The sequence below is a fragment of the Bacillus smithii genome (genome assembly GCF_001050115.1).
Lineage (GTDB): Bacteria > Bacillota > Bacilli > Bacillales > DSM-4216 > Bacillus_O > Bacillus_O smithii.
On record NZ_CP012024.1, the window covers coordinates 2906299 to 2922833 of the forward strand.

Annotated in this window: 13 protein-coding genes and 2 pseudogenes; 4 read left to right on the top strand and 11 right to left on the bottom strand. The window is 38.4% G+C overall.

Translation table 11 applies throughout. The features are described from left to right. Nucleotides 1-4: 4 nt before the first annotated feature. The 5 genes and pseudogenes from BSM4216_RS13625 to BSM4216_RS17365 all read right to left on the bottom strand — a co-directional run bounded on the left by BSM4216_RS13625 (nt 5) and on the right by BSM4216_RS17365 (nt 5540). Nucleotides 5-2101, bottom strand: coding sequence for a FapA family protein (locus BSM4216_RS13625; protein WP_307190438.1), 2097 nt, complete (start codon nt 2099-2101; stop codon nt 5-7). Next, the gene (locus tag BSM4216_RS13630) at nt 2097-2942 is read right to left on the bottom strand and encodes a PP2C family protein-serine/threonine phosphatase (protein WP_048624060.1); all 846 of its coding nucleotides are present in this window, start codon (nt 2940-2942) and stop codon (nt 2097-2099) included. Before BSM4216_RS13630 ends, BSM4216_RS13625 begins: the two co-directional genes overlap by 5 nt. Beyond that, nucleotides 2935-3261 (bottom strand): STAS domain-containing protein, encoded by a 327-nt coding sequence (locus BSM4216_RS13635; protein ID WP_048624061.1) that lies wholly within the window; start codon nt 3259-3261, stop codon nt 2935-2937. Before BSM4216_RS13635 ends, BSM4216_RS13630 begins: the two co-directional genes overlap by 8 nt. A 13-nt stretch (nt 3262-3274) precedes the next feature. Continuing rightward, nucleotides 3275-4186, bottom strand: a complete 912-nt coding sequence (locus tag BSM4216_RS13640; protein WP_053083258.1) for a methyl-accepting chemotaxis protein — start codon at nt 4184-4186, stop codon at nt 3275-3277. A 159-nt stretch (nt 4187-4345) separates the two neighbouring features. Next, nucleotides 4346-5540: pseudogene (locus BSM4216_RS17365) on the bottom strand (ISL3 family transposase). Between the two features lie 444 nt (nt 5541-5984). Here BSM4216_RS17365 and BSM4216_RS13650 point away from each other — a divergent pair. From BSM4216_RS13650 to BSM4216_RS17370, 4 genes are all read left to right on the top strand, one after another. After that, entirely contained in the window at nt 5985-7028 is a 1044-nt protein-coding gene (locus tag BSM4216_RS13650; RefSeq protein WP_048622401.1) for an IS30 family transposase, read from the top strand. A 313-nt stretch (nt 7029-7341) separates the two neighbouring features. Next, nucleotides 7342-8634 carry an aminotransferase class I/II-fold pyridoxal phosphate-dependent enzyme gene (locus BSM4216_RS13655; RefSeq protein WP_048624062.1) on the top strand — a complete coding sequence of 431 codons (1293 nt, stop codon included), beginning with the start codon at nt 7342-7344 and terminating at the stop codon, nt 8632-8634. Nucleotides 8635-8917: 283 nt separating this feature from the next. Continuing rightward, nucleotides 8918-9208 (top strand): tubby C-terminal domain-like protein, encoded by a 291-nt coding sequence (locus tag BSM4216_RS13660; protein WP_048624063.1) that lies wholly within the window; start codon nt 8918-8920, stop codon nt 9206-9208. Then, a complete protein-coding gene (locus BSM4216_RS17370; protein ID WP_048624064.1) occupies nt 9205-9435 on the top strand; it encodes a tubby C-terminal domain-like protein in 231 nt (76 codons plus the stop codon). Before BSM4216_RS13660 ends, BSM4216_RS17370 begins: the two co-directional genes overlap by 4 nt. 87 nt (nt 9436-9522) lie before the next feature. Here BSM4216_RS17370 and BSM4216_RS17170 read toward each other — a convergent pair. The 6 genes and pseudogenes from BSM4216_RS17170 to BSM4216_RS13690 all read right to left on the bottom strand — a co-directional run. Further along, nucleotides 9523-9636 (bottom strand): annotated as a pseudogene (locus BSM4216_RS17170) (IS1595 family transposase); the annotation flags it as partial. 321 nt (nt 9637-9957) lie between these two features. Beyond that, the gene (locus tag BSM4216_RS13670; protein ID WP_048624065.1) at nt 9958-11121 is read right to left on the bottom strand and encodes a mannitol-1-phosphate 5-dehydrogenase; all 1164 of its coding nucleotides are present in this window, start codon (nt 11119-11121) and stop codon (nt 9958-9960) included. Between the two features lies 1 nt (nt 11122). Then, nucleotides 11123-11560: a PTS mannitol transporter subunit IIA gene (locus BSM4216_RS13675; RefSeq protein ID WP_048624536.1), complete on the bottom strand. Its 438-nt coding sequence runs from the start codon at nt 11558-11560 to the stop codon at nt 11123-11125. 13 nt (nt 11561-11573) lie between these two features. After that, nucleotides 11574-13679 carry a BglG family transcription antiterminator gene (locus BSM4216_RS13680; RefSeq protein ID WP_048624066.1) on the bottom strand — a complete coding sequence of 702 codons (2106 nt, stop codon included), beginning with the start codon at nt 13677-13679 and terminating at the stop codon, nt 11574-11576. A 169-nt stretch (nt 13680-13848) separates the two neighbouring features. Further along, complete coding sequence (locus BSM4216_RS13685) at nt 13849-15348, bottom strand: PTS mannitol transporter subunit IIBC (RefSeq protein ID WP_048624067.1); 1500 nt, start codon at nt 15346-15348, stop codon at nt 13849-13851. A 386-nt stretch (nt 15349-15734) separates the two neighbouring features. Beyond that, nucleotides 15735-16520, bottom strand: a complete 786-nt coding sequence (locus BSM4216_RS13690) for a CPBP family intramembrane glutamic endopeptidase (RefSeq protein ID WP_048624068.1) — start codon at nt 16518-16520, stop codon at nt 15735-15737. Between the last annotated feature and the right edge of the window lie 15 nt (nt 16521-16535).

Genomic DNA, 16535 nt, shown 5'->3' on the forward strand with positions numbered 1-16535 from the left:
TCACCTAGGCTTTCTTTTCAAAAATCATTCTATTATTCTCGTCCAAACGAGCAACAATCGAATATTGATTTTCTTTTAAAGTATGCTTCACGTTGCCTATTTTTAAGATAGTGCCTTCCAGCGCTTTATTGATTTTGATCGTTTGGCCAACCGGCACAGCGATGATTGTTGTAGTCCCACTTTCCGCTCCTGCTTCATGGATTTCAACACCTAATTTACCATATACTTCCCCTCCGCGCATTATTCCGCGTATTTCCAATTTTCCTCCTGCATGAATTTTTGTATTCAAACAACCTTGTCCACTTACGATAATATCGCCACTACAATAAATCTCACTATTCAAAACATTAGATATGATAATATAAGAATCGGGTTCAACAGGTATTTTGCTAAATTCGGAAAGCTGTTTCATTTTTTGGGCTAACTGTTCCATCTGCTCCAGGGAAGTGATTTCCTTCGTTAAGGATAAAAATGTCTTTTTTATAGAGACAGCTACTTCTTTCCAGTCATCATCTTCGAGGTCTTTCTCCCCTTTTTGCACTGTATCTATATATTTTTTAGCAAGCGGAGGTAGATTCTTAAACTTTTTCTCTAACAAAATGCGAATCAAAGGCTGCATGCCGCCGCGTTGAAAGTCGCTTGATTTAAATGCAGGAGAATGGATGAGTTGTGTAATGACCTCGATCATGCCTTTCACTTGAACATGCATTTCCTCGAGTAATTGCCCCAGTTCTGCGATGAGCCTGTTATGTTTTCCGGCTGAAAGTTTAGAACCTATGACGTTGCCGTTAACAACAATTGCACCTGCTGCTGTTAAAGTCGCCATATTTACATTTTTTTGAACAAAGATTGCGCCCGCCGCCTCGACCGTCATCCTAACATCTACATCGCCTAAAATATCGACATCTCCTACAAAACGAATATTTCCAGACGATAAATCCACGTTTCCACTATGGGTTATTTTTGGAAGAATATCTACTTTAACGAGTTGTCCTCTTTGTTCAATATGCGGTCTTCCCGATTCCATCGCCACGATTTTATCATCCACGACAACAACTCCTTTACCAGCTCGAAGCTTGATAGGAAAGGATGGCTTTGGAGGAAGAGGTTCATTTGTAATGGTAATACCGGGCTGTCCAGGAACAGGAGGATGAATGACGGCAATGACTTCTCCTCTTTCCGCAGTCGGAATAGCCCTTATTTCTCGATAATTTACTTTCCCATCTTCGTCTTCTTTTAGACCATTTTGCATCGTTAAAGGAACTTTGGGTTCTATCCAACCATCATGACCATGAGTGGCTTTTTTACCTGTGGCAATTTCAAATGTACCTGGTTGCCGAGATTCGATCGCTTTCAAAATTTGATCTTCATTGATTCCATAGATTACTCCTAATGAAGCCAACTCCTCAATGACCTCTGCGAAGCTTAATGTATTTTGAATTTCTTTCAATTCCTCAGCGATTAATTCAATATGTTTGCTAGGCTCTATATCCGGTATACGTCTTGTCATTTTATAACCAGGTTCAACATGGAGAAGCGCCTTTAATTTCAGCTTATCGATCGAAATATTCCATTTGGTTTCTTGTACGTCGTTCTCACACTTTACTTCATACCGATCTGTTTCTGAAAGAACGATGTTTTTATCTTTAACAAGTTCATTATTCTTATATAATTTAATCCCTTTGCCAATGGTCAAAGTTGGATAAAAAGTTGGCGTTGTCGTAAAAAATAATTTCCCAGATTTCACCCATACTTTTCCCTCTTTGTCCATTTCATCGGCAACAGGATGATTCTCGTTTTCCTCTTGCGACGAGGACGTTTCACTGATTATATCATTAAGCATTTCGGAATTTATTTCTTTATCGTGTCCTTCACTTTCCTCCCTATCATTCTCCTTCAATTTTTTAACGGAAGCGTAAACTTTCGTCAGTTTGACAATTGCTTTTCTGGCTCCAATTCCCAAAAAACCTTTTGTTTCGGGTTGAATAATTTCAATATCTACTTCTTCCTTTTTCGTTTCCAATAATTTTAATCCTAATTGTATGGCTTCTTCTATATTTTTTCCTTTCGAAACTACGCTTCGCCCTATCTGCCCCCTAATTGATTACTGGAGCGTTTAAACTTGAAATATCCGCTTTTGGTTGACTTACTTTTAGCAGAACCATTGTTATATCATCTTTTTGAGGAACGTCTTCTATAAATCGATTGACCGATTCTAAAACACTTTTCTGAATATCGTGGACGTTTTGGTCTTGATGTTTGATCAAAGTTCGAATAAGCCGCTCTAATTTATATTGTTCCCCCCTTTTATTTTGGGCTTCGATAATACCGTCCGTATAAAAGAATATTGTATCCTGGTCTACTAAATGAACAGAAGCCTCTTTATATACTTGCTTAGGCAGCCCTCCAACCATAATTCCCTGTACCTTTGGCAGTTCTTTCACCGTTCGATCTTTCCCACTAATATAAATAGGAAGGTGATGACCCGCATTCGCGTAAGTAAAAGCTCCTGTTTTAGGATCCCAATCAGCGCAAAACAACGTCACAAAAGATTTTAATGTCCGTAAGTCTTCATACAATGCTTGGTTTATGGAAGTTAGTGTTTCCGCGGGACCTCGAGTACTTTCAGCGGTACTTCGAAAAGCGCCTCTTGTTAGAATCATCAGCATAGCCGCAGGGATTCCTTTTCCCATGACATCGCCTATCACCATTCTGATTTTTCCATTTTTTAAAGGATAAAAGTCATAATAATCTCCGCCAATCAGCCGTGCGGGAAGGGAAAAGCCGGCAATTTCACCGCCTTCCACTTTCGGGGTTTTTCCATTTAATAATTGCATTTGAATATTTCTCGCTAAATTGATCTCTCGTTGCAAAGTTTTCCCCATTTCTGGATTCGCTTCAAGGAGCTGTTGATGGGTATAAGTTTGTACGCTTTTACACATCCATCTCACTCCCCTGTATCTCTTCTAATATTTGATACAATCCAACCATCTCAAAAAATTGGTTCGTTAGGTCATTAATCCCTTGAAGTTTTAGTTTAAAATGTTTTTCTTGAGATAAATAAATCGCATTCATGATAGAGCCGATGCCGGTCGAATCAATAAACTCCAGATTTGTAAAATCAAATACTAATGTTTCCACATTATCATCCAACTCTTTTAAATAAAGCTCTAACAGATGAGTGGTCGATATATCCAAAATTCCATCTATATGAAGGATCACAGCTTTTTCTTTTACTTTTTTTTTAATTTTTAAGGACATTACATTCCCACTCCTATAATTTGAATTTCTTCATAGATTCAAGCAATGCATTCGAAATTTCAGATAACTCCCTTGACTGCCCATGCAAAGAATGAATCAAATCCGACAAAGTAATGGTCATGTCTGTAGTAGCGGCAGTTCGTTCATTGGCAATCTGTTTCATATCTTCTACTTTCTCAATGATATGAAGGACCTGTTCATTCTTTTTATACGGCTGTAATGTTTTGACAAGTTCATCTAAAAACGAAATGATTTCGTCCAGCTGTTCCCTCGATTTCATCGTTGTTTCGGTAGTTATAGCATAGATTTTTTCTATCGTTTGAGAGGTTTCCGCTTCTAACAATACAGAAAGTTTTTGCGCTTTGGTTGCTTGTTCTTGTGTGTCCTTGACAAGCTGATTTAACTTGTCCACCATTCGATTTGTACTTTGCGATAAGTTTTCCAACTCGCTTCTATCATTTACATTGCTTTTAGCCGTTAAATCTCCCTTTTCTAGTGATTGAATCTGACGTTTTATTTTTTGGATATTTTCATATATACGATTAAAAAATCGTGCCGTTAGTAGAAATAAAACTATCAAAGAAATTACACCTGTAACAAGAAGAATTATTGAATGGCGGTAAAGTGGTCCGCTTAAAGCTCCATAATCTAGGGCTATATAAATGACTTGTCCATCTTTAGTTTTAATGAATAATTTATAAATCTTTTCATTTTTATATTTTTCAATATAATGGTATTTTTGTAATTTATTTTCCTCCATACCGATTAATATCTTTGTATCTTTCGAATCTTTGTAACTGTAATTACCATAGATTACTTTTTTTAAAGGTGGGAATAATTTCGTTTCTAATTCAGGATTTTGGAAAACACGTGGATCAAGAACAGCAATTTCCTTAAGTCCTTCACCATTTTTTGTGACTAGCACAGAATTCTGACAATCAGTTAGCTAGAGTGGGGGACACTCAAACCCTCTCCTTCTTCATCTTACAGACCAGCCAGTTGGTGGAAAAGAAGCGGTCAAGTGCTTTCCTTGACGGCTTCTTTTCCACCAACTATGATTATCAAAGTGATGAAGAAGGAGAGGCTAGGACACCTGTTTTTTATAAGTTTTTCCTGTACACTCCAAAAATACACGTGTTCTAAATCGATCAAGATTTCTATACCCATAAGCTCGTCGTTTGATGTTCTTAATTTTGTGGTTGGTGCCTTCTGTTCGTCCATTCGTGTAAGGTGTTTTAAAGTATTGAAGAATCTGGTCTTTCCAATTCTCGATCGTTTTTGCCACTTCATGGAAGGAAGGAAAAGGACTACTCCAAGCCAGTTGAAGCCATTCTTTTCAATACTGGTTTGCTGTCTCATAGTTTGGTGATCGATAAAAGTCTCGAAATAGCTCTTTTAGATAATATCCATAGGCTAGGTTTTCATGTTTTTCTAATAGTTCATTTAGTCGTTCTCGTTTCTCTTCTTTCAGATTTTCATAGCCCTTCAGTAGGATAAATCGTGCTTTTTTTAATCCGGGGATTTTCTTACGAACTTGATCGAACGCCTGAGTCACTTTTTGAACAACATGGTATTTATCCACGATCATACGGGCATGAGGAAACGCTTTGCGAACGGCTTTGTGAAAGGGATCCCACATATCTACGACCACGTTTTTCACCTTTTCAGGATGAAGGACCTTTAAAGATAAAAGTTCCAACGTTGAATCGAAATCACGGTTGTGATGCATCCCCATGACAGCACCGAGGTTCGCATCATATAGTACCGTTTCATAGCTGTGTCCTTTTCGAACAGCGACTTCGTCCATACTCAAAGTCATGTCTTGATCGCTTTGAGTTTCTTGGATGACAGATTCATGTTCCTTCGCTTTATCATGAGCGACGGAATAAAAAATTCGCTCCACCGTGGAATAAGGAATCTGGTATTTTCGACGAATCTCTTGAATGGTGGTGCCGAGAACCTGTTCATAAAGGAAAAGACAAAAAACGCTTCGTATAGTGTTGATGAGAACCAATCGATTCAAAGGAAGACGTAAAGACTTCGTTACAGTTTCGGCAACGATAACGTTTTACAAGCACCAGTAAATATAATGGTTTATTTAACACGGATAAATCTCTAACTTTCCTTGTCCTTCTGTCATGAACAAATGATGTGAGAAACCCACAATGAGGACATCGTTCCTCCTCATCTTTTTTCTCAACATGAACAAGATAATGAGTGGGCAAAATTTCTTGATTAACAACTTCAAATTCTGGTAATTCTAGTGATACGGAAAACACTGACAGAACCTCCTGTTATGTTTAGTGACGCTAACATTATTGCCAGGAATCTGTTGGTGTTTTCTTATTTTTTGTCTAACATCACAAAATGTGATGATGAATCTTCCTTAATAAAGTTATTCTTTTCAATCATTTTTTTGATCCAAGAGTCGGGACCTACCTTTTTTGTGAATTGATAAATTTCATTTGCTTTTATATAAGGATTTATAATATATTCAGAATATTTAAAACCTATCGAATAAAATCTTTTTGGCTATAAAGAGTTTTGTACTTACAGTGATCGACCTAATAAACGATTTCGCTGACAAAGTTTTAACAAGATCGCCATTTTATTTTTTTGGCTAGTTGTATAATCAAATGCAACAAGCATAAAAAATGAAAAACCATAGATAAACCACGTATGATTAAGTCGACTAAAACAATATCGATACGGAGGATTTATCTATGGCAATTACTAATTCTACCATAGGAGCTCGGCATTTCAAACACTTAACGGCTTATGACCGTGGGAAAATTGCGGCCTTACACGCTGCTGGTAAGACTCAACAGGAGATTGCAGATTATGTTGGTTGTCACAAAAGCACCATCTCCCGTGAGTTAAGAAGAGGTACAGTGCCACAAAGAAAAAGCAACGGGAAAATTGTTCATGTCTATTTTCCAGACACAGGTCAACTTCTCTATGAGAGAAACAGGAAAGCCTGTGGCCGCAAGCTAAAACTAGACGATGCCATCGAGTTTATTAAGTATGCCGAAACTCAGATCCTTGATAAGAAATGGTCTCCTGATGCGGTATGTGGGAGAGCCAAACGTGATGGGAAATTCAAAGACAAAATGGTTTGCACCAAGACCCTTTATAACTATATTGATCTAGGACTTATAGGCGTTAAAAACATTGACCTACCTATGAAAATTACCCTGAACACCAAGAAAAAACGTAACCGGAAGAATAAGAAGATCTTAGGACGCAGTATCGATGAGCGACCAATTGAAGTCAATGAACGCCAAGAGTTTGGTCACTGGGAAATTGATACGGTTATAGGCAAGAAGACTAAAGATCAGGCCTTATTGACTCTTACTGAGCGCAAAACCCGTAAAGAAATAATTTTGAGAGTGACAGCCAAGGATAGTCTATCCGTTTCAGAAGTCATATCTCAGTTGAAAGTGTCTTATGGTAATCGGTTCTCTAAAGTGTTTAAAACCATTACGGCTGATAACGGTTCTGAATTTGCTGACCTCGGCCTTAGTGTTGAAAAAGATCTAACAGAGGTTTATTTTACACACCCTTACACATCCTGTGAACGAGGAACCAACGAGCGTCATAATGGCCTTATTAGGCGCTTCATACCAAAGGGGAGACCCATTTCCTCTGTGGCAGACGAAACCATTACCTATGTTGAAAATTGGTGTAACCATCTTCCAAGGAAGATCCTCAATTATCGTACACCTGAGGAGTGTTTCCAAATAGAGTTAGCTGGCTTAGCTTCTTAACCTTAAGCCAGCTAACCCAAAGGGTTGGTTTTTAGCAACTTGACAAAGAGCCTCTGCGGGCATGGCTACCAGCCATGAAGCCAGGTATACGGTACTGGCTGGGCCAACCAGGCTACCATGCCCGCCACTCCACGTCAAGTCGCGCAGAGTGTCCCGATTCTACTTAATCATGGGTTATCTGGTCTTTCAATACTTGTTGCATTTAATATTGCAATTTAAGATTTTATTTTTTTAAAAACAGCAAGTAAAATGGTAGTGAATTTGGCAGTTCGATATGTTAATATTGAGAAAAGTAAGAAAGGGATGAGTTGAATTGGATCAGGCTGCGAACGTGTTAAACAACGCTCTTATTGCCGAAAATCAACATGTATACGATATGCTGTCTGACTTGGGCAAATCTTTATATTATCCTAAAGGGATCCTTAGCCAGTCTGCTGAAGCCAAAAAAAAGGCTTATCGATATAATGCAACCATTGGCATCGCAACGGAAGGCAATAGACCGATGTATCTTCCGGTAATTCAAGATACTCTTTCCGCATATGAACCTGAAGATTTATATACATACGCTCCACCGGCAGGCAAGCCTGAGCTTCGATCTGCGTGGAAAGACAAAATGATCATCGAAAACCCTTCTTTACAAGGGAAATCAATAGGCGAACCTATCGTTACAAATGCTCTCACGCATGGATTAAGTATTGTAGCGGATTTATTTGTCGATCAAAATGATCCCCTCATTGTACCGGATAAATACTGGGGCAATTACAAATTCGTATTTGGCATCAGAAGAGGAGCCAGAATACAAACTTACCCGTTATTTGACGAAAACCAACGCTTTCATGCAGAAGCCTTGCGAGAAGCCATTCTGAAAGAAAAAGATCACGGCAAAGCGGTTATTTTGTTGAATTTCCCTAATAATCCAACCGGGTATACTCCTACCGAGCAAGAAGCAGAAAGAATTGTATCGGTGATCGAAGAATGCGCTAACCTAGGAATGAATCTTGTCGTCATGACGGACGATGCGTATTTTCAATTGTTCTATGAAGACTCGATTAAAGAATCTCTCTTCGCTAAACTGGCCGGCTTGCATGATCGTGTTTTGGCAATCAAAATTGACGGAGCCACTAAAGAAGAATTCGTATGGGGATTTCGAGTAGGTTTTATCACCTATGCAAGCTCCAGTCCAAAGGTGTTGGAAGTTCTGGAAGAAAAAACAAAAGGAATCATTCGCGGGACGATCTCCAGTGCATCGCATCCTTCGCAAACCTTTATTTTAAAAGCAATCCAATCCCCTCAATTTGTTGAGCAAAAAAATGCCAAGTTTCAAATTATGAAAAAACGGGCCAATAAAGTTAAAGAATTTTTATTGAATAACGAGAAATACAATGAAGTTTGGTCTTTCTATCCTTTTAATTCCGGTTATTTTATGTGCCTGAAATTAAAGAACATCGATGCCGAAAAACTTCGCATCCACTTGTTGGAAAACTATGGGGTCGGTACGGTTTCGATCAATTCCACCGATTTAAGAATCGCTTTCTCCTGCGTAGAAGAAGATCAGCTGGAAGATTTGTTTGAACTGATCTATCAAGCAGCGAAAGATCTGAGTTAATACGGATGGATCCAATAACAGCAAAGAAGAGATTGCTTTGGATTCTGTACCGGGCTGTTCATTGTTTCTAATGAGAAATTTACCTCTTGTAGGTTTGATCATCTCAAAAAAGCTATTGGCGTATTGCCTATAGCTTTTTTATTCTAAATACCTGTATCGTTGGATTTACAGTGAATATCCGCGACATCAGCGAACAAGAGAGATTTGAACGTGCAATAAAGAATTTGCGACCAACATAGCAAACGAACGAAACATTGAGTTAACAAAGGTAAGGAGTATCAAGGTGCAACACTTTACTTATCAAGTACCTAAATCGGTGCTTCTTTCAACAAAAATGCCAATAATAGACGAACAAGGTAAAACCATTTTTTTGTTGCAAAAACAGCCACATAAATTTCCTGCAAATGTCTTCAATGCGACGTTACGTTTTGGTTTGCCTTATACTTATAAAATTACCAATTTATCTGGAAAACCTCTGTATAGCATTGATTGCGCGTTTCCTGGAATTCGTTATAAATTACTGACCATTTATCCTCACAGACAGTACCGATTGCACGCCAAAGAGTTCAATTGATTGAAACAGCGTATTCGTTTAAAATAGCTGATCACGATTATTATTTCGAAAAAGATTATACAGGTACTGGTTACTTAAAATGTGATAATAAGGAAATTGCGAGGGTTTCTAATCTTTTTTCGGTAAAGATTTCGACGGTTGATACCATTAACATTGCCTCAACAACGGAAGAAACGGCTTCACTCTCTGCTGTATTGTTCCATACATTTTATTATTACGGTGCCTAAAAGGGTAGTTATTCTGTTAATCATCTACTCCCATAGTCGAAAAAAGATTTAAATCAACTCAAACGATCATATTCTGCATTTCAAACACTATGATGTCAACAGAAGCTCTTTAATATGTTGCTCAGTACTTTCATGACTGCGATTAACTACAAACAAGAACCAAGCAAGATAATTGTCGAGATATTTTTGCAGCGCTCCTTTTAAACAATTTGCAATATCAACATTATTCTTTAATAAAGCCCAAATTGAAATAGTATCTTAAAAAGACCTCACTTCACTCCCTTTAAGTTTTGATTGAAAACAGCAGAACGTTAGAGGAGGAAAGAATTTTTCCCTTCTTTAGTCCGCTCCCTCTTTTGCATCTCTCGTATTGCCTCATTCACTCATTTTTTATGGGAACTATTGAGCGGTTAAATTCTAAATAGGAAAAAAACCTCTCTTGCCGGATGGCAAAAGAGGTTCAGAAAAAAACTTTTAGCGTATGATTTTTTCATGATGAAATTTTTTTGAAGAAATCAATTTTTATATAAGCTGCTTGTTCTTTAATAACTGGTATTGTTCCACGATTAAGGCGGCTAAATCCGATTTTCTGTCGATCTTCGTATAATGTTCGATCGTGGATTCTAACCCATTCTTTTGAATGCTTTCTTGAATTTCAACAGCTTCCTTATCTTGCGGATAGTCATACATTAGGGCAGCTGCAATGCTTTTGGCTAAGTAAACCGGCCGTTCTCCTACAACACTTGCAAATTGTTTAGCCGGGCTGACGAGCCGATCATTCGGACCAAGCTTACGAATCGGAGAACGTCCTACCCTTGTTACTTCATCCGAAATATAAGGGTTCGAAAAACGATTCATAATTTTGGATATATATTCTTGGTGTTTTTTCATGTCGAAACCGTATTTTTTTACAAGCAGCATTCCTGTTTCTTGAAGAGTTTTCTCAACAAGAGTCCTGATTTCTTCTTTTTCCATTGCTTCATTTATTGTCGAAATTCCGGCATAATAGCCTAAATAGGCGGCCACAGCATGCCCTGTGTTAACAGTGAATAGTTTTCTTTCAATGTAAGGATTTAAGTCGTCTACAAACGTAATTCCTTCCACAGGAGGTTTTTCTCCCACGATTTTTGTTTGATCTACCGCCCACTCATAAAACGGTTCAACCGTCACTTTCAATTTGTCTTCATGGGATTGATTCGGCACGATTCGATCAACGGCCGCATCCGGAAATCCGAATCGTTGATTAAACAATTCTTTTTCTTCTTCGTTCAATTTTTCATATACCTTTTCTTTAAGGAAGGTGCTGCCTCCGATCATGTTTTCACACGCAATGATATTGAGTGGCTTATCGGTGGTTTGAATTCTTTTTCTAAGCCCTTCCGCAATCGCGCCCGCAATATGCGGCAAAATATTCGGACCTACAGCTGCTGTAACCAAATCCGCCTGGGCAATGGCCTCTACCACTTGATCCATATTTTTTTGGCTATTAATGGCACGGACGTTTTTGATGACCAATTCATCTTGGGAATGGTCCGCAATCCCTACGCGGTATTCCCGTTTTTCATTTAATAAATCAACAATTTCACTGTTTACGTCCACAAAACAAATTTCATAACCTGAATGATATAAGAGATTGCCGATGAAACCTCTGCCGATATTTCCTGCTCCAAAATGAACAGCTAGCATGTTAGTTCACTCCTTCAAAGATCGCTAGGATTTCTTCTTTTGAAGAAGCGTTGACAATCTTTTGCACATTTTCTTCTTCCGAAAGAACAATGGCGATTTTGGACAGCACTTCTAAATGCTCTCCACCTTTTCCGGCGATTCCAACTAATAATTTCACGATATTGCCGTTGCCAAAATCTACACCATTCGGCACTTGAATAATGGCAATTCCGGATTCTTTTACGGATTCTTTTGCATCATCCGTTCCATGTGGAATCGCAACAAAGTTTCCCATATAAGTGGAACTTAATTCTTCTCTTTCCAGCATTTTTTCAATATAGTCATCATCTACATACCCATTTTCCGCTAACACACTTCCTGTTAATCGAATGGCACTTTCCTTGTTGTCAATTTCTGCGTTTAATAAAATATTGTCTGGTGATAAGATAGGCAAAGTCATGTTGTACACTCCTTTATTTTTTGATTTTTTCATCAAGAAACTGCTCGAACTTAGCGGCCAAATAGGATGAGACGGAATGAACATTATTTGATTCAAATATCTTTATACTTTGTTCGTTTTCAATAATGACTGTACTGATAAAGCTTAGGACCTCTAACCCTTCGCTTGGCAGCTGCTCAGGCGACAGCAGCAAAAGGAAGCTCTCTGCTTGTATTTCTGACTGATCCATCGCTTTGACTTGAAGCGGTTTATTCAGACTGACGATGGTGAAAGAAGGATGTAAGACCCTTTCATTTCTCGTGTGATACAATACGAGCTTTGTGTTGGGAATGCCTAATCCGCCTCTTTTTTCCCGCTCCAATAAAGCTTGTGTGATGAATCCAACATCCTGTATGACCCCTTGTTTATATAAGGACTGGCAAGCTTCCTTTAGAACTTGTTCAACCGTTTGAGGATCATTGACTGCTAACACTTGAAATCCTCTTAAAATCGTCGAAATGGCGGCGGAATATTCATATATGTTTTCAATTCTTTTAATGGTTTTATCCACCTGTTGAGAATCAAGGAACTGCCTGTCCAATTGAGGGGTTTCCTTATGAACCTTCTTCATCATTTGATGACGGATATAATTCCTAAGCTTTTTCATTTCCTCATTGGTCAATATCGGGCTGACGACAATATAATCACTTGGAAAACTAGGCAGCTCTATCGTTGAAATCACTAAATCAAAATCATCTATTGGCAATTGATTCAATTCAAATACTGAAGCAATTTGAAAGTTTTTGATTTCGGGCAGTTCCTGTTTAAGCCTTGTCGCCAACATTTTGGATGTTCCGATTCCGCTTGAACAAATAATTAAAGCGCTTAAATCCTTTGCTTTCCTGCCTAATAAGGCTGAGCCAAAATGCATGACCAAGTAACCGATTTCTTCATCCGGCACGGACAATTCCGAAAAAACTTTCTCTACTCCTTCTTGAACGATCATGAATAGATCTTCGTAATCTTCTTTAATTTTTGGCAACAATGGATTGGTAATTCCCATATTTTGTTTTATTCGATAAAGCGCTGGTTTTAAGTGTATCACCAGCCCTTGAAAAAGGGAGACATTACTCGATAAATCAACCTGCAATTGATTTTCCACAAAATGTATAAGGCTTTTCGCCTTTATCGCAACTTTGATACTGGACTCTTCTATAGGGTACTCTTTGTCATGTCTTAATTTTGCTCCTTGCAGATGCATCGTGACATAACCCACTTCAGCCGCCGGAATGGGAACTTTAAAAATTTCGGACAATCTGCGAATGATTTTCTCCGCTAATCGATATTCCTTGGTTGCCTTTAAACGTTCTAAATACTTTTGATCAATCTGAATGTTTTGCCCTTGTAAAATACGCTCAATGGCCAATGCTAAATGGACGACTAATCCGATATGGGCGCTGTCGGCAACTTGATACGGCAGTTCATCCTTCATTTCTTCAATGACTTTCTCCACAATGAGAAGCTTTTTCTTCTCAACCAGACCTAATAATCTTTCAGAGATAATATCCGATTGTTGAGTTGATTTTTTTTGAATGTTCTCTCTCACCAAGGATAAGAATTCTACTTCATTGAGATTATCCGCAATAATGCTTCTCATTGCTCTTCTTTTGGCGGTTTCAGTACCAATCAATTCAACACCGTAGCCTCTTTTTCTCAGAATGGACAAGTCGAAAACCCTTAAGTGATCCTCCAGCTTCGTAATATCGTTGCTGACGGTAGCAATGGTCACATTTAAATCATTGGCCAAAGAAATGAGCTTAACTGGTTCCGGCGATTCTAATAAAGTACATAAAATAAACGTTTGACGTTCATCAGGTGTATATTCTTGGCTAGTTAAATGGAAAAGAGCCCTCTTTAACTCTTCCATCTTTTCTTCTTCTCCTATAATTTGGATGCCCACACCCGATTTTTTAACTAAACTCAAATGGTAGTCCTTTAAAATGTCTTCGACTCCTTTTAAGTCTCGATGAATGGTGCGCACGCTTACATCCATTTCCTTCGCAAGATCCTTGACCGTCACTTCTTCCTTTTTTTCCAGCAACATTTCCAGTATCAGTCTTTCTCTTGCGGAAACATACATAATGTTCACTCCACTAGGAACTTTGTGAATTCCAATCCATTTCTTTCATTATTAAAATAAAACGATTTCATCACTGATGACAACAATAGAAAAACATCATTTTGTCCGCAGTATTGTTGCCATTTTTAAAGATCTTGTTTAGATTCTTCACTGGCTAAGATTAAATGGCTTATTTTCTTTTTAAGCTTTCGACAAGCTCATCATATTTCGGGCTGTTTAAAAAGTTTTCTACAGAAATGTGATAGGCATTCGGCAGCTTAGCCTTCGCACGATCCGTTAAATCTTTATGCGTAACGACAATATCGGCATCATCAGGAAGATTATTAATAGAAGTATTTGATACCGTGATATTTAATTGTGCTTTTTGTACTTTATTTCTTAAGATAGAAGCTCCCATCGCACTAGAGCCCATCCCTGCATCACAAGCAAAAATAATTTTGTTGACTTTATCAGGCAGTTCATCCTGAACAGATGTTGTTTCATTTACTGCCGTTTGCTCTTCTGCCGTTGTTTGCTCTGCTGCTGCTGTTTGCTTATTCGCTTCACCTGTTTTGATTAAAGCGGCAGCTCTGCTTTCTTTTCCTTTCAGCGCAGAAGTTTTTTCAGTCGCTTTTACTAAATCCTCTTCACTGGATTCTTTCGATGTTTTTAAGATAACCGAAGAGATCAAGAAAGATACAACAGCTGCTGCAAGTACTCCGGCAATAACACCCAAATAATGACCTTTCGGTGTCATAGCGATCAGTGCAAAAATACTTCCAGGTGACGGTGCCGCCACTAAACCAGCATTGAATAATTGGAAAGTAAATACACCCGTTGCTCCTCCTGCAATAGCCGCAAGAATGAGAATCGGTTTCATTAATACATACGGGAAATAAATCTCATGAATTCCACCAAAGAAATGAATAATAACGGCTCCCGGAGCTGATTGTTTGGCCGATCCTTTTCCAAATAAACAGTAGGCTAACAGTATTCCCAACCCAGGACCTGGGTTTGGCTCTAATAAGAACAACATTGATTTCCCGGCTTTTGCTGCCTGATCAATTCCAAGCGGGCTTAAGATACCATGGTTGATCGCATTGTTTAAGAACAACACTTTAGCAGGTTCTATAAATATACTGGCCAGCGGCAATAAATGCGCATTTATAATAGCTTGAACACCAGCTGCCAACGTTTTGTCCAGCGCTAAAACAATCGGGCCAATTCCTTTATAAGCAAGTAATGTAAGAAGGCCTCCAATGATACCGGCTGAAAAGTTATTTACCAGCATTTCAAATCCAGACTTTACTTTTCCTTCAACCGCCTGATCAAATTTCTTGATGGCCCATCCACCTAAAGGCCCCATAATCATAGCTCCTAAAAACATAGGGATATCCGATCCGACAATGACCCCCATCGTTGCAGTTGCGCCAACGACGCCGCCGCGTATATCGTGAACGATTCTTCCTCCCGTAAATCCAATTAAAATAGGGAGCAAATAAGTAATCATTGGACTCACTAGCTTCGCTAAACTTTCATTAGGAAGCCAGCCTTTCGGAATAAATAAAGCAGTAATGATTCCCCAAGCGATAAATGCTCCTATATTCGGCATAACCATGCCGCTTAAATAACTACCAAATCGCTGAACTTTGACTTTAACACCTGAGTTGGCCTGACTATTGGTCGTCATCTTATAACTCCTCTCATACTATATTGAAATATAATGATTGCACTATCATAATAAAGCGGTTTCATGACAGGTTCAATAAATACAAAAATCAAATTTGTCCATTTGATTGTTGACATTATTAAAAATGGGGAAATTTGGTGCAGAAAAGAGACTGGATTGTAAGCAGGAGACTTATCCTTTTTAGGTTCCCTTTTTTAAGTCATTTCATTCATTTTTGGAATACCGATAGAAAATGATTGATTCAACTGGCCGTATTCAGCGAAACACAAAAAGAATGGAAATTAATTTTACTCCGATCATTGAACTTATTTTTAGCAGTGTGCTTCAAGGAAGGACAAGCAAAAACAGATATCATACAAATTGAAGTATTTTGGTAGAGGAACCCGTTAAACCATTGCTTTTAACCATACCATCATAGTGATTACAATATGAACCGTTGCGTGAGCCATCATGGCCGCTTCCAAACTCCTCTTCCAGAAAAGCCAGCCAAATGCGATTCCGGCTATTCCGTTTAATAACATCATACGAAAGAAAATAAACCATGTCAGTGGTGCAAGAACTGTATTTGCCCCTAAATGAGCTACTCCAAACAAAAGGGAACTTATCAAAATGGAAAGCCACATGATCCACGGTTTCGGCCGATTTTTTCTGTGTTGAAAGAAACGCCACCCCATCCATGCAACGAAAGACATGAGTCCCCATCGCATCATTATTTCTTCGCTAATTCCTCCATAAAAAATACCTCCCAAAGTCACGACCAAGCTGCGGGACTGTGTATTTAGATGAAAACTGCTTGGAAGCCACTGTTGAAAGATCAAATCAAATAAGTAGTAGATGACGGTAACCATCATTCCTAACATGATAGCTTGATTTATGTCTGATCGAAGGGAAGGCCATAATTTCGCTTTTCTCGCCATGTTTTCAACGATATGCGATTTTAAACCTAGCCGAGGCGTGAGGAAAATGCCAATGACAATCGCAACGATTAAAAGAATAATCGGATTGATCAAAGATAATCCGGCTAAAACAGCTAAAGGGAGATCAGGTTTATTGGGAATATCTTTTAATACTTGAGAAAGGGTAATTTCAATGGTCGGAATAATCATGAACACCCCTAAAAGACTAAATGTAAATAAAACCCAAAACTGCTTCCAGAATAGTTTAGCAGACATACGTTTTTCTCCTTT